Raw genomic sequence first — 14,759 nt, 5'->3', positions numbered from 1 at the left:
GAAACTCGGTCATGATGTTCTGAGTGCATCCATGAACTGTTCAAGGTTCGGCCGGGACGCTAGCACAAGCCACCGCCGGGTTGGAATCGACCGACTCTCCACTACAGCGCCAACGGTCCCTCCGCAATTGCATCCAGCTGCTCACGCAGCTGCAGCACGTGGGTTTCCCAGTAGCGCGGCTCCTGGAACCAGGGGAAGGCCTGCGGAAAGGCGGGATCGGTCCAGCGGCGGGCAAGCCAGGCGGAATAATGAATCATCCGCAGGGTACGCAGGCTCTCGACCAGCACCAGTTCGCGGGTATCGAAATTGGCGAAGTGCGCATACCCCTCCAGCAGTTGCGCCAGCTGCTCGCTCATCTCGGCGCGGTTGCCTGCGATCAGCATCCATAGGTCCTGGATGGCGGGGCCGGTGATGCAGTCGTCGAGATCGACGAAATGCGGACCCTCGTCCGTCCACAGCACATTGCCGCGATGACAATCGCCGTGCAGGCGTATTTCGGCCATGCCGCGAGCGTCCTCGAAGGCGTTCTCGATGTGATCGAGCAGATCGTTGGTCAATGAATCGTAGGCAGACTCCAGATGCGGCGGAATCCAGTTCTGATCGAGCAGATAGTTGCGCGAATCGATGCCGAGCGTCTGGATATTGATCCGGCCGCGGTGACGAAAGCGCTGGCGGCGAGCGACCATGTGCATGCGGCCAAGAAAACGCCCCATCCATTCGCGTTCGGTGCGCGAGCCCAGCTCGGGCCAGCGACCACCCCGCCGCTCGAATAGCGCGAAGCGGAAACTTTCGTACGTGAAGAGCGTTTTGCCGTCACGCACCTGCGGCGGCACGACCGGAATTTCGGCAGCGGCCAGTTCGAGCGCAAAACCGTGCTCTTCGTGGATCGCCTCGGTGGTCCAGCGCCCGGGGCGGTAGAACTTCACGATGATGGGCGAGCCGTCCTCGATGCCGACCTGGTAGACGCGATTTTCATAGCTGTTGAGAGCGAGAATGCGCCGGTCGGAGATATGCCCGAGCGACTCGACTGCGGCAATGATGGCGTCCGGTGTCAATCGGTCGTAGGGATGTGGATCGGGGCGCGGCATCGGCGGTATCGGTGTCAGTCGGCAGCGACTGGAGTCGCAGGATTGAGAGATCGTTCAACAAGTCATTGATCTGCAGCGCTCATCATAGCCACCTTAGTCTGGTATTACTTCGTGTCTCCAACCTTTCGGACGGCAGTTCATCCATGACCATTCTGGTAACCGGCGGCGCCGGCTATATCGGCAGCCACGTCGTACGTCAGCTCGGCGAACGCGGCGAACGCGTCGTAGTGCTCGACAATCTTTCCACGGGGTTTCGTTCGGCCGTGCTGAGCGGATCGTTGGTTGTTGGCGACACGGGCGACCGTGAACTGGTGTCCCGCCTGCTGCGCGAGCACGGGATCGACACCGTCATGCACTTCGCAGCGCACACCATCGTGCCGGAGTCCGTGTCGAATCCCCTCAAGTACTATGGCAATAACACCTGCTCGACCCGCAGCCTTCTGCAGTGCTGCGAGGCCGTGGGCGTCAAACACTTCGTCTTCTCATCAACGGCAGCCGTCTATGGCATTCCGGACGGCGGTGTGGCCTCCGAAGACAGCCCGACCCAGCCCATCAATCCGTACGGCTCCTCCAAACTGATGAGTGAATGGATGCTGCGCGATCTCGCTGCTGCATGCGCATTGCGATACGTCGTCCTGCGTTACTTCAATGTCGCAGGCAGCGATCCCGGCGGCCGTATCGGACAGTCCACCATCAACGGCACGCTGCTGACGAAGGTCGCCTGCGAGACGGCGATCGGCAAACGTCCGCATCTGTCGGTCTTTGGCACCGATTATCCAACGAACGACGGCACGGGTGTGCGCGACTACATCCATGTCGAAGATCTCGCCAGCGCTCATTTGCGGGCGCTGGACTACCTGCGCGCCGGCGGCGCGTCGCGCACCCTGAATTGCGGCTACGGTCATGGCTACAGCGTGCGTGAGGTCATTTCGACTGTGAACAGTCAGCACGGCCAGCCGATCAAGGTCATCGAAATGCCACGTCGTGCCGGCGATCCGCCCAGTCTCGTCGCCAAGGCCCAACGCGTCCGTGAAGTGCTGGGCTGGGTACCGCAGTTCGACGACCTGTCCATCATCGTTCGGTCGCAACTCGCCTGGGAAAAACGCTTGCTGGCGGAACCTGAGCTACAGAAGAACAACGAGTAGTTGCCACGCATCGGCCCGGGCTATCGGGCCATGCATGATTTCGACGAGGGCCAACCACGCAGCGGCTGATCGGCGGGTATTTCTTCATTGTCGGGCCATAAGCACCCGCCGCTCGCCGCCTTCCCGGACTAGAATCCGGCTATGCGCTTTCCCCGCCCCAAGTCGCTGAACAGCCTGATGCTGACCGGTTTTGCGCTGGTTTCGGCACCCCTGCTGCTCGCCGTCGTCATCGGCGCGGCCAAAGTCCGCAACCTCTCCGAAGAAAGCGCCAGCCTGGTTCGCAGCGGCGTCGAAGCAACCCATTACTCGCAACAGCTTTATCAACAGCTGGCGTCGATGGAGCGCGGCGCCAAGCTGTATCAGGTGTTGAACGATCCTGCCCTCCTGCAGGTGTACCGCGATAGCCGCGAACGGCTGCTGGTTACGCTGACCAGCATCGAAAGCGTTGCCGACGACCCGGTGCGACAGACGCACATCCAGGAACTGCGCGCCGGCCTGCGTCGCATCGACCGCGCCCTGCTGTCCATGACACCCGCCGCGCCGGAAACGGTGCGCGAAGCCGTCGATGCGATCCCGCCGATGTGGCAGGCCACCTTTGAGCTTTCCAATGCCACGGGCGAACAGATCGAAACCGGCCTGCAACGCATGCAGGCGTCGACCGCCGAAACCGAACGCTATCTGTTCTGGCTGTCAGCCGGACTGATCCTGCTGACTGCGTTGCTGGTGGCCATATTCACCTTCCTGCTGATGCGCCCGATCCGGCAGATCGACCAGGCCATCAGCCAGCTGGGCAAGGGAACCTTCTCCAAAGCCATCGCCGTGCGCGGCCCGACGGACTTGACCGACCTGGGTCGGCAGCTCGAATGGCTGCGCATGCGCCTGCTGGAGATCGCGCAAGAACGCAATCGCTTCCTGCGTCACATGTCGCATGAACTCAAGACGCCGTTGGCCAATATCCGCGAAGGTACTGAACTGTTGATGGATGGCGCGGTCGGAGAACTCGACAGCAGCCAACGCGAGGTCGCGACGATCCTGCGCGACAACGGCATCAAGTTGCAGCAGCTCATCGAGAATCTGCTGTCGTTCAGTGCCTGGCAGGCCCGGCATACCGGGCTCGAGATCAGCGAATTCCGTCTGCGACCGTTGGTCAAGTCGGTGCTGGAAACGCACCAACTCACGTTGCTGGCGCAACGTCTGCATCTGGAATTGAAAGTCCAGGACATCGAACTGCGAGCGGATCGGGCCAAACTCAAATTGATCCTGGATAATCTCCTGTCGAATGCGCTCAAATACAGCCCGCGCGGCGGTAACATCTACATCCATGCGAAGGCGGACGCTGATCTGCTCGTACTGGATGTGGGCGATACGGGACCGGGGATTTCCGTCGACGAACGCAGCGCGATCTTCCAGGCGTTCTATTCGGGACGGACGCCGATAGCGGGACATTTGAAAGGAACCGGAATCGGACTCTCGGTCGTCAACGAGTTCGTGCAGGCGCACGGCGGATCCATCGAAATCGTCGACGGGGTATTCCCGGGCGCGCATTTCCGCGTCCGCCTGCCATTGGCGCCCGTGCTCGAAGGCACGACCGCGTGAGTACACCTGACATCGAATGCGACAGGACAAGTCGACAACGGATAATGAATAGCAGTCGTCGCAATTTTTTTTCGACAGGGACAATCAGCCGCGGCGGCCGCTGGGCCGCGATCGGCATCGCCTGCACATTCGCAGCGGGCTGCGAGATTCCTGCGCTACGCCCGGCACCCCAGACGCCTGTCGTCGTTGCTCAGGCGAGCGAAGACACGCTCAGCCCCTACCTCGACACCATGAATGGCCTCGCAAGCACCGACCCGGCGCGGCAGGCAGACGTGTTTTATGAAGCCGAGCGCGAGTACACGCGCGCACCGACAACTGCGAGCACCCTGCGCTACGCGTCCGCCCTCGTAACGCCGGATCACCCGGCATCGAAACCCGCCGAAGGCAAGAAGCTGCTTGAAACGCTGTTGGCAACGCCGGAACGAATGACACACGCCGAGCGTACATTGGCATTGGTGCTGATCTACGAGACCAATGCCAGACTCAGGCTGGAAGCCGAGAATCGTCGGTTGCTAGCGACACTCGACGATCGCGGCCGCTCACAGGCAAACTCGGACAGACGAGTCCAGGCGCAACTCGAAGAAAATGCTCGATTGCGTCGTGCCCTGGCCGAGACCCAGCAGAAGCTGGAAGCCATCAAGGAAATCGAGAAAGATCTCAGTGAACGCAGTACCTCGCCCCCTGGCAATCGCGACCTCGCAAACAGTGAAACGCAAAGCCCGTCTACTAGTCGTTGACGACGATCCGGGGCTGCTGCGGCTGCTCACGATCCGACTGCGCGCGGAAAACTACGACGTCGAAGCCGTTGAAAGCGCGTCATCAGCACTGGCTGCGCTCGCCCGCGTACGCCCCGATCTGGTGTTGACTGATCTGCGCATGGACCAGATGGATGGCATCGGCCTGCTGAAAGAAATCCAGACGCGTGCTCCCGGGCTGCGAGTGATCATCCTCACCGCACACGGCACGATTCCCGATGCAGTGCAGGCTACGCAAAGCGGCGCGTTCGCCTTCCTCACCAAGCCGGTAGACAAGCAGGAATTGCTCGATCAGGTGCAGAAGGCCCTCAAGGTTTCCGGATTTGCGGACACGACGGAAGACTGGCGCAGCGAGATTGTCACTCGCAGCGCCGTGATGGAAGAACGCCTCGCTCAGGCCCATATGGTTGCGGGCACCGATGCGCGCGTCATGATTACGGGCGACAGCGGAACGGGCAAAGAGCTGCTCGCGCGTGCAATCCACAAGGCGAGCCCCCGCCGCAACCGCCCCTTCGTCGCGATCAACTGCAGCGCGATGGCGGAGAACCTGCTCGAGAGCGAACTGTTCGGTCACGTCAAAGGGGCCTTCACCGGCGCGATCCGCGAACACCGTGGGCTGTTCCAGGCCGCTGACGGCGGCACGCTGATGCTCGACGAAATCGGCGACATGCCGATGCGCCTGCAAGTAAAGCTGCTGCGAGTGCTGCAGGAAAATCAGGTGCGTCCGGTCGGCAGCACCGACGCCATCACCGTCAACGTGCGGATCATTTCCGCAACTCATCGCGATCTGAAGCAGCTCATCATGGGCGGCCACTTCCGCGAAGACCTTTATTACCGCCTCAACGTCGTCCACATAGAAATGCCTTCGCTCAACAAGCGTCGCGAAGACATCCCGCTGCTGGTCTCGCACTTCCTCGAAAAAGTCGCGCAGGAAACCAGTCTGCCTCGCCACATCTACGCGCCGGAAGCAGTCGAGGTCCTGGTCAGCGCCGACTGGCCGGGTAATGTCCGCCAGCTGGAAAACGTGGTCCGTCAGAACGTGGCATTGGCCACCAGCCCGATCATGAGCGCCGAACTCGTGCAGGCCGCCCTCGGCGGCGGCCCAACCCGCCTGCCCTCTTTCGACGAGGCGCGCGACGATTTCACCCGCACCTACCTGTCACAGATCCTGCAGATTACCGGCGGCAACGTCAGCCAGGCCGCGCGCCTCGCGAAACGTAATCGCACGGATTTCTACAAGCTGCTCGCCCGGCATCAGCTGACGCCGGAAGATTTCAAGCAACGTTGATGTCCGTACTGCGGAAGCAGAAATGAAAAGGCCCCGCATCGCGGGGCCTTTTCGTTTGCCTTGCGTGAATTTTTCAGACGGGGAGCAATCCGCGCTCGCGCAATACATTCCGCATGGTCGTGAACTCGAACTCGCCCAGCAGCCTTCGCAGTCGGCGCTCGCACTTGTTCAGATTCGTGTAATGCCTGAAGCGCGAAACCAGCCCCACTTTGACCCGCGGCTGATCTGCATCGATCTCCCACGGAGGCAAATAGAACGTGAACGGCAATCCATCCCGCGCATTGATGCTGCGCAGCCCGGATCGAATGAACCAGTAAGGCAGCAGCCGGAAATAGCCCCCCCCTGAAACCGGCACCGGCATACCCCCGATCAGTGCAGTCGACATTGGAAATTCCGCGATCTGGCCACGACTCGGAGAATCGACTAAGCCAGGAGCACGCGACGCGCCAGGCATTCCATAGCGATCGTGACGCACCGGAAAGATCGATGAGTCGTACTGAAAGCCGGCCTCGATCAACGTATCGAGCGCCCAGCGCGACCGCGGCGTGATGGAGAAACTGGCGGCGCGGTAACCGAGCACGGACTGTCCTACCAGGTCTTCCAGCAGTTTCTTGGCGCGAATCGTTTCTTCGCGGAAGACCTCGGGCGTCTGCTTGTAGATCAGTTGGTGGGAATAGCCATGACAGCCGATTTCATGTCCACCCGCGGCAATGCGTCGCACGATCTCCGGTGTTCGATCGGCAACGCACCCCAGCACGAAGAACGTGCCGTGAATGCCGCGCTCTTCAAGCATCGCCAGCAAGCGGTCCGTGCTGGCGCCGACTCGTGATTCGCGCGAGCTCCATGAGTCCCGCGAGATCGCGGATGCCAGCGCCGAAACCTGGAAGTAGTCCTCGACATCGATCGTAAATGCGTTGCGCAAGGGACCTGTCGCCTGATGGCGGTCCACTTGACCGACCGGTTGAGGGTTGACGGCCATCCTGGCCTCTTCACCGATACGTCGGTGTAACTCCGTCCGTGTCATGGGAAACGTCACCTCGGAACTCATGGGAAACCTATCTTCCTCGCTGGTGTAGCCAATTGCCATAACGAATGGCCGTCGGTCCAACGTCCACAACGGCACGGCAGGGAACGCGAGCACGCGGCGTACCGGATTTAGAAAGACAAGCTGTTTCAGTACCTTGCCAGACCTTCTTTTACACGCACAGCATCGGCTGTAAGCGCAGCCGACGCCAATCAGCCATAGGGCCTGAACACAGGCTTCACTGGCCGACCCTTGAGATAGTCGTGCACATTGCCATCGAGCGCCTTGCGATAAACGCGCAGCGCTTCGGCCGCAGCCTCGATCGTGTGCTGAATATCGGCATCCGTGTGCGAATAGCTCACGACAAACGATGGCGCCAGCACGCCGCGCCGAATCATCTCTTGCAGGAACAGTGCACGAAACTCCTGGCTGGGCTTGCCTTCACCATCCTTGGTAGTGAACAGCACGGCGCAATCCCGCCCCAGGCACTGCACCTGACGCTCGACGCCCGCCTCGCGTGCAGCGGCACTCACTCCCTCGCGCAATTTCCTGCCTTGACGATACAAGTGGCCCACGACGTCCTCGTCGCGATAGGTCGTCATGGTCGCAATGCCAGCCGCCAATGCGTGCGTCTCGGCACCATGCGTGGTCGAGAGCAAGAAAACACGCTCGCGATCGTGGTCATAGCCACCCAGTCGCATGACTTCACGCTTACCCGCCAGAGCCGACAGCGAGAATCCGTTCGCAATCGCCTTGCCGAAGCTGGAGAGGTCCGGCGTCACTCCGTAAACGTGCTGCGCACCCGACTTGTGCCAGCGGAAACCCGTGATCATCTCGTCGAACACCAGGAGCGCCCCATTGCGATGGCACAGGTCCTTCAGCGATTGCAGGAAACCTTCCTGCGGCTCTTCGAGTCGCGCAGCTTCCAGAATCACACAGGCAATCTGCCCAGGGTGCTGGTCGAACATCCCGGCAACACTCTTCAGATCGTTGTAGTGAAAGCCAACGGTATGCGAACGCACCCACTGCGGGATTCCTCCCGGCATCGGCGTCGCGCCAATGAACCAGTCCGAGACGGAGAAAAATGGGTGATCGCTGCAGATGCCGATGAAGTCACGCCCGGTGTGCGCGCGCGACAACCGCACGGCGGCGTCCAGTGCATCTGAGCCGTGCTTGCCGAACTTGACCATGTCGGCGGTCGGTATCAATTCCAGGAACCGCTCTGCGCATTCCACTTCGATCGGCGCAGGACGCGTGAAATTGGCACCGAACTGCATCTGCTCTGCCGCAGCGTCGATCACCGGTCGAAACGCGTGGCCCAGCGTGACCGCCCGCAATCCCATGCCGTACTCGATGAACTCGTTGCCGTCGAGGTCCCACACATGGCAACCCTTGCCGCGCTGGATGAAGCCGGGAGCCTGCTCGGGAAACTGATCGTCTCCTTTCGCATAGGTATGCGCACCGCCCGGGATGAGATGGTGCGCCTTCGCGCTCAGTGCGCGTCCATTGTCGAAACGATCGCCACCGAGCTTGCGGGGCGACGTTTCAGAATCCAGAGAACCGTATTTTCCGGCCATGAAAAGCCTCCGCCAGGCCGCTCTCGGAGCGGCATTCAATGCCGCGCAAGCGCAGCAACGCCATGAACGTCTCAGCCGTGAACCAGTCGCGCTGCACCTGGCTGCGATGCGCTTGCAGCAGCGCTTTCACCTTCGTCTCGGCATCCTTGACGCTGACCGGCACGTAGACATTCGGCTGACTCAAGCCGCCGTCCCATTTCGGTATCTCGTACTCCAGCACGATATGGTCACGGAAAGTGTTCCAGACCATTTCGTTGACGATGCGGTGATCCTGGTGCCGGTCGTCGCGCTCGTGACAGAAAATGATGTCAGGACGCGGCAAACGCTTCAGCGACTCGAAGAATTCCTTGATGCGCAGATACTCGGCGGGGAAACGCCCATCGATGAAGTCGCCGAAGACCAGTTCGCCGCGCGCTTTCGGCTTCACCAGCATCGCCATCGCCTTGCGCGATTCCGCCATTCTCAACTCGTCGCCGCTGAGCAGCGCCCAGTCGATGATGACGTCATGCCCGCGCTTTTGCAGCGAGCGCACCGTACCGCCGCAGCCTATCTCGACATCGTCGCAATGCGCACCGATGCACAAGACTCGCAATGTGCGAGAACCGCTCAGATTGGGAATCAGTGACAACACGCGGCAATCCTTCCGTTACCGCGCCGCGGCCGGATGGCGCTGCCACACCATCCACGGGCACCGGCCCCTGGCTTCCATGCGGTCGAAACTGATCTTGTCCTTGAATGTGTCCATGCACTGCCAGAAACCATCCCACTGAAACGCGGAAAGTTTTCGCTTCTCGATCAGCCGGGCGAATGGCTTCTCCACCAATTCATCGCCCTCCTCGATGTGATCGAAGATCTCCTTGCGCAGGACGAAGTATCCGCCGTTGATCCACAACTGCTGTTCCGGCATCGCGCCCATGCGGGTCACGACGCCGTCGCCGTCGCTCTGCACAGCATGGAAGCTCTGACCGCTCCTGACGGAAGCGAAAGTGGCGACGGCATTCCTGGCCCTGGACTGCTCGATCACCTTGTCGAGCGGCAGATCCGACAGCCCATCGGCGTAGTTGGCAAGGAACGTGTCTTCGCCCTGCAGGTAGGACTTCACGCGCAGGAGGCGTTGCCCGATGTTGCTGTGCAACCCCGTGTCGACGAATGTGATGCGCCAGTCGTCGAGGTCGGTCGAATGCAGTTCGACGCGTCGCTCCTTTACATGCAGCGTAAAGTCGTTGGTCATCGTCTCCTGGTAGTTCACGAAGTAGTCGCGGATCAGATCACCGCGATACCCAAGACACAGAATGAAATCCTTGTGGCCGTAGTGCGCGTAGTACCGCATGAGGTGCCATATGATCGGCCGGTAGCCGATGTTCACCAGCGGCTTTGGAATGGTGTCGGAATGCTCGCGCAATCGCGTTCCCAATCCGCCGCAGAACAATACGACCTTCATTGTCTTTTTCTCCGTTGCTTCGCCTTGCTCTTGCGAGGCTTTGCGCGTGAAACCACTTTCCGAAACTCAGTCGTCCCGCTGGCAGCGTTGCGCACTTCGCGGAACAGACCGGCTTTCTCCAGCTCCGTTGCCGCCTGCGATAACATATCGAAAGGCCGGTCCGAGCGCTGCGCGATATCCAGCACCGAACTCGCGCCGTCCGACTGATTGAGCAGCCAGAGCATGGCGTGCTCGCGCATCGCCGGGCTGTTGCCGCCCACCGCTCCGTATAGACCCCGCTTACCCAGTCGCGGCTCACCCCAGGGACTCAGGTTGATGTAGCGGCGGTCGGCCTCGATGATCTCGCAGATACGCTGGCAAGCGTGGAAACTTGCCTCGAGCTGCTGGTGGCTGATCAAGGCCAGATCGTCCGCTGAACTGTGGTACTGCGCGTAGCCGTCGTTGACCGACCGCGTCAGCCGGCCCACCGGCAGATTGAATCCTGGCGAACAAAGCTGCCTTTCGTCGTAGCCGTAAGGCTCGAAGGGAATACTGCGCGCCTGCGGATCCAGTGTCGCGAGCGCGTATTGCGCGATCCGGTCGATCTCGGCATCGCCGCGGCGACTACGCTTGTACGTCAAGGGCGCACTATCACCCAGCAGACCCAGCACCAGACCATGCCGCACCCTGCTCAGCCGCTTCTCATTGCGCTTGAGCCAGCAAAGCGAACCAATCGTGCCGGGAGCGAACACGATGCGATAACTGTAACGCCGCGGCTGGGATCCAAGCCAGGCGCCCAGCCAGGTCGCAATCGCCATGCCGCTGGCGTTGTCATTGGCCAGCGACGGATGGCAGATATGGGTGAACAACAGCACTTCTTCGCGGCTGCGGCCGGGCAGAACAAATTCGCCGTAAGTCAGCGATCCCGGCTGCAGGCTGCTCGCGATCCGGACGTCATACTTTCCTTCACGCAGTCGATCGCTGTCGCGGCCACGCAGGCAGAAACCCCAGCTGCGCCGATAGTAACTGGTGCGATACGGAATCCAGTCAGGATTGTGCCGATGGACGTGCAGGTTGGGGCGCAAGTCGGCAAGCGTCATCTGTTGCGCCACCGGCTCGGAATAACTGACGAGATGCAGATTGTGGGCGCCGAAATCCACGACCTTGCGCCCGTCGCCGTCGCGCACATAGGCCTCGTCGATATTCCATTCGAGTGGCACTTCCCAATCGAAGACTTTGCTGCCGGAGCGGACCTCCTGCATTTCCAGGGGAATGCGCTCGCCGATCAATCGCAGCGTCTCGCGTACGCCATTGCCCGTAATGCTGCGGCAGATCGGGTAGAGCCGCGTCGCAAAGGCGTGCAGCTCTGCGCCAGTGCCTGCCGGGATACTCATACCCGGTCTCGCGGTTGCGCCGCACGCCGCGCGTACTCCGATTCATACGCCGATCGGTTGAAATCCGGACAGTGCGCGTCGCGATCCGAAATCACGATGTCCTCGAGCGGCCAGGCGATGCCGAACTGTGGATCGTTCCAGCGAAAACCCGTCTGCAGTTCTGGCGCATAGAAGTCGGTCATCTGGTAGAGCACTTCCGTGCTATCGGCCAGGGTCTGAAAACCATGGGCGATACCCGCTGGAATGAAGACGGCGGCGCGATTGTCCTCATCGAGACGCACGCCCTGGTGCCGCAGATAACTCGGCGAATCCGGACGCAGGTCCAGCAGCACGTCGAACAGGCTTCCTCGCAGGCAACGCACCAGCTTGCCCTCCTGCGACGGCGGCCATTGAAAATGCATGCCGCGCACGGTGCCGCGCTTCACGTTGTATGAAATGCTCGATTGAACTGCCGCGGTGGGTAAACCCTGTGCGGCAAATTCCTGAGTGCAGAAAGTTCGCGCGAAGAAACCCCGATCGTCCGGCCGCGGATCTATGTGCACCAGCATTGCACCGGCGATCGTGAGCTTCTCGAACCGCATTTCACCGCCAGTAGAAATCGCCGTCGATCTGGTTCGTCGACTGCAGGTAGTTGAGCTGCTTCAGGCGGGTGAACGCGCGGAATTTATAGGTGTCGTCGGACATCTGGATCCGCTCGAAGATCTCATGCAATTGGCGCGCGCCATCCTTGGCCGTATAGCGACACTTGAAACCCGGCAACTCAGTGCTGATGCGATCGAAACTGACGCGGTAGCTGCGATTGTCGGCACTCGGTGGGCCAACTGAAATTTCGCAGCCGGGGAATTCAGCCGCGACGATCTGCGCGAGTTCGCGCACCCGATAGTTGTCGGAATTCTGGCCGACGTTGAACACCTTGCCGCGCACAGCGTCTTCCGGAGCAACGAGCGACCGATAAATGGCTTCGCAGATGTCTTCCACGTGCACCACCGGACGCCACGGGCTGCCATCACTGATCATCGCGATGCGCTTGGTCGTCCAGGCGAGTGCCGAGAGATCGTTGATCACGATATCGAAGCGCATGCGGGGTGAAGGGCCGTAGGCCGTCGCGTTGCGCAGGAACACCGGACAGAAGTCGGCGCCCGTCATCTGCCCCACGTCGCGCTCGACGAGAACCTTGCACTCCGCATATGCGGTCTGCGGATTCACTTTCGCCGTTTCGTCCAGAAACTCGCCGGTGCCGGCGCCATACACGCTGCACGAAGAGGTATAGACGAAGCGCTTGATGCCAACTGCGCGTGCCTTCTCCGCAAGGGCCACTGAGCCTTTGTGATTGATCGCGTGCGTCACCTGCGGATTGTTCTGACCGAGCGGATCATTCGACAGCTCTGCCAGGTGAGCGACGGCGTCGCAGCCCTCCAGGTCCTGTTCGGTGATGTTGCGCAGATCCTTGTTGATGGTCTGCGGGCTGAACGCCAGGTGGCGGTTGTCGCTGTAAAGCCAGCCGTCGCGATAGTAGCCAGCATCCAGCCCAAGAACCGACAACCCTCGCTCCATTAGGTAAGGAGCGAGGACGGCGCCGATGTAGCCGTTGACGCCCGTCACAAAAACTTTCATGCCAGATTCCTCGAATCCAAATCCGGCCGGAATTATACCCGCCCATTTAGGCGGAATATGGACCCATTGCACGTTTGTCCAAGTTGGAGACGGTCGCTAACTTGTGACCGTGTGTCGTCAAAGTCGACACCTGTATCAATCGGTTGGGTTTCCGAGCACGAGCACCCAATCGTCGTCACCGCCGGCATTGGATCCGGGCGTGCGCAGTACCTGTTTCTTTCGAGCGAGAGGTGAGCCTGCGACGTCCACTTCCGCGCCGCTTGCAGGATCGAACCACGACGCATCCACGGCGAGATCCAAGAGGCCACTCAGATCTAGTTCGACGCTACGCCGCCCCGACACGTAAATGACAGTCAGTGCGCCATCACGAGTACTTGCAGCGACGGCGCCTGCATCCTTCCCGTGCACCAATACACCTTGTTCATCGGGATGCAACTCCCACCACGACAGTCCGCTGAAGAGGTTGTACAGATGAGTCATGCTCTGGGCGCCTGGACTGCCTAGGTTCTTCCACCAGTTCCCCTGAGCCTTGTAAATACCCGGATGATTGAAGTGCCAGATCGGATTGTTCCCGTAGATCGTTCCGGCAGCACCACACAGCAGCGCCTCGTACGCTTGCGAGCGCACGACCGCGCCGCTACCGCCATGCTCATTCTCGTAAGTGCTTTCGAGCAGAAAGACCGGGCGCATTTGCTTGTCGGTCAATGCGCGCCGGACACCCTGGCAGACGGACCGATAGGTGTAGACGGGAATCAGGTCGAGCCATGGCTCTGAGCTCCAGAAGTCAGCGGCAGCCGTCTCCGGTGCCGGATGGACGGAGTGCAGCTGCCCGGGTGCAACTTCTTTTATTCCCCGAATGATCTGCCGAACAAGATCCTTGTCAGGGGGATCGTAGTCGCCCCCATCAAGCCACACGATGTTATCGAAGTGCTGATAGCGGGCACCTAGAAATTTCCCGTACGCATACAGCGCTTCGCCTCCTGCTGCGACCATTTCTTTCCACCACCCCTCCTCCTCTCCATGCCAACCGGTATAGGCGGGTGTCAGAAGAACGAGAAAGCCCAGATCTCGTGCGCGCGACAGCACCCAATCCGCCTGGGCAAAATAAGCCTCATTTGGAAGATCGAAGCGGCCAGGCTGGGAAAACGGTTGGTCGCCATACACATTGGCCGGAGCCTTGCGCGCAAAGCGGTGCTCCAACAAATTCACTACGATTGTGTTGAATCCCCGGGCGCGTCGATCCGCGAGATAGACGTCGACTTCCTCGCGACTCAGATCTGCAAGCAGCGACCATGCTGTATCCCCATGCAGAAGAAAGGGCTTCCCCTGGGCATCTCTCAAGTAGCGCTGCCCCGGGCTGACGCTCAGAGGAAACGCTGTTGGCACACGCGATGAGCTGAGGACCAAATCGTGATCCCTCCCCACGAAAGAACGACGCTGATGCGCGATGATTCCGGCGATCGCGACAGCGGCGACAAGCGCCCCACACGCAGCAGCGACTACCAAGCGCTTTGCGCTGCAAGTATCCATTCTGGCCTCGTTGGATTTACTGCGATGATCCGCACCAGCACACCTCTGCATCTGCCGGGCTCCTGCGTTGCTTGCCTCGCGACACCAGCCATCAATGCGTCGGCTTTCTTTACACGAAGCGTCTGGCGCAGCGAGAAAAACGCGGGAAATCGCGCCTTTGAGCGGTAAGGCATGCAATTTGCTTAATGCTCGTACAGTTTGAACGAAATTTGATGATCGCTAGTCGGACTTGTTTAAAGAAGCCATGAAAAAACGATTGAACCCTAGAACGTCGTATCTGATCCCCCTGCTCTTTGGGGCGTCTTGGCTCGTCGTCTCTCCGAGTCAC

Annotated in this window: 13 protein-coding genes; 4 read left to right on the top strand and 9 right to left on the bottom strand. The window is 60.5% G+C overall.

From position 1 onward, the window contains the following. Positions 1–101 precede the first annotated feature (101 nt). Positions 102–1,088 (bottom strand): serine/threonine protein kinase, encoded by a 987-nt coding sequence (locus VIZ63_RS21915; protein ID WP_331611942.1) that lies wholly within the window; start codon positions 1,086–1,088, stop codon positions 102–104. A 143-nt stretch (positions 1,089–1,231) separates the two neighbouring features. On the opposite strand from VIZ63_RS21915, the gene galE reads away from it, so the two are divergent. The 4 genes from galE (at position 1,232) to VIZ63_RS21895 (ending at position 5,872) form a co-directional block, all read left to right on the top strand. Then, entirely contained in the window at positions 1,232–2,233 is a 1,002-nt protein-coding gene (gene galE, locus VIZ63_RS21910) for a UDP-glucose 4-epimerase GalE (RefSeq protein WP_331611941.1), read from the top strand. 141 nt (positions 2,234–2,374) lie between these two features. Next, entirely contained in the window at positions 2,375–3,829 is a 1,455-nt protein-coding gene (locus VIZ63_RS21905; RefSeq protein ID WP_331611940.1) for an ATP-binding protein, read from the top strand. Positions 3,830–3,873: 44 nt separating this feature from the next. Then, on the top strand, positions 3,874–4,566 hold the full coding sequence (locus VIZ63_RS21900; RefSeq protein ID WP_331611939.1) for a hypothetical protein: 693 nt from the start codon (positions 3,874–3,876) through the stop codon (positions 4,564–4,566). Next, positions 4,535–5,872 carry a sigma 54-interacting transcriptional regulator gene (locus VIZ63_RS21895; RefSeq protein WP_331611938.1) on the top strand — a complete coding sequence of 446 codons (1,338 nt, stop codon included), beginning with the start codon at positions 4,535–4,537 and terminating at the stop codon, positions 5,870–5,872. Before VIZ63_RS21900 ends, VIZ63_RS21895 begins: the two co-directional genes overlap by 32 nt. Positions 5,873–5,945: 73 nt before the next feature. On the opposite strand, the gene VIZ63_RS21890 is transcribed toward VIZ63_RS21895, so the two are convergent. The 8 genes from VIZ63_RS21890 to VIZ63_RS21855 form a co-directional block, all read right to left on the bottom strand. After that, complete coding sequence (locus tag VIZ63_RS21890) at positions 5,946–6,794, bottom strand: XrtA system polysaccharide deacetylase (RefSeq protein ID WP_331611937.1); 849 nt, start codon at positions 6,792–6,794, stop codon at positions 5,946–5,948. A gap of 314 nt (positions 6,795–7,108) precedes the next feature. Beyond that, positions 7,109–8,473: a glutamate-1-semialdehyde 2,1-aminomutase gene (locus tag VIZ63_RS21885; protein ID WP_331611936.1), complete on the bottom strand. Its 1,365-nt coding sequence runs from the start codon at positions 8,471–8,473 to the stop codon at positions 7,109–7,111. Beyond that, positions 8,442–9,104 (bottom strand): PIG-L deacetylase family protein, encoded by a 663-nt coding sequence (locus VIZ63_RS21880; RefSeq protein WP_331611935.1) that lies wholly within the window; start codon positions 9,102–9,104, stop codon positions 8,442–8,444. Before VIZ63_RS21880 ends, VIZ63_RS21885 begins: the two co-directional genes overlap by 32 nt. Before the next feature lie 15 nt (positions 9,105–9,119). Next, positions 9,120–9,914: a sugar phosphate nucleotidyltransferase gene (locus tag VIZ63_RS21875; protein WP_331611934.1), complete on the bottom strand. Its 795-nt coding sequence runs from the start codon at positions 9,912–9,914 to the stop codon at positions 9,120–9,122. Continuing rightward, entirely contained in the window at positions 9,911–11,287 is a 1,377-nt protein-coding gene (locus VIZ63_RS21870) for a DUF4910 domain-containing protein (RefSeq protein ID WP_331611933.1), read from the bottom strand. Before VIZ63_RS21870 ends, VIZ63_RS21875 begins: the two co-directional genes overlap by 4 nt. Next, positions 11,284–11,868 carry a dTDP-4-dehydrorhamnose 3,5-epimerase gene (gene rfbC, locus VIZ63_RS21865; protein ID WP_331611932.1) on the bottom strand — a complete coding sequence of 195 codons (585 nt, stop codon included), beginning with the start codon at positions 11,866–11,868 and terminating at the stop codon, positions 11,284–11,286. The genes VIZ63_RS21870 and rfbC overlap by 4 nt, the downstream gene beginning before the upstream one ends. A 1-nt stretch (position 11,869) precedes the next feature. Continuing rightward, positions 11,870–12,901 (bottom strand): SDR family oxidoreductase, encoded by a 1,032-nt coding sequence (locus VIZ63_RS21860; RefSeq protein ID WP_331611931.1) that lies wholly within the window; start codon positions 12,899–12,901, stop codon positions 11,870–11,872. Between the two features lie 135 nt (positions 12,902–13,036). Next, positions 13,037–14,431 (bottom strand): DUF4038 domain-containing protein, encoded by a 1,395-nt coding sequence (locus VIZ63_RS21855; protein ID WP_331611930.1) that lies wholly within the window; start codon positions 14,429–14,431, stop codon positions 13,037–13,039. Positions 14,432–14,759 lie beyond the last annotated feature (328 nt).

The sequence above is a fragment of the Povalibacter sp. genome (genome assembly GCF_036520495.1).
Taxonomy (GTDB): Bacteria; Pseudomonadota; Gammaproteobacteria; order Steroidobacterales; family Steroidobacteraceae; genus Steroidobacter.
Note: the sequence above shows the minus strand (reverse complement) of the source record. Positions and strands in the feature narration are given on the sequence as shown.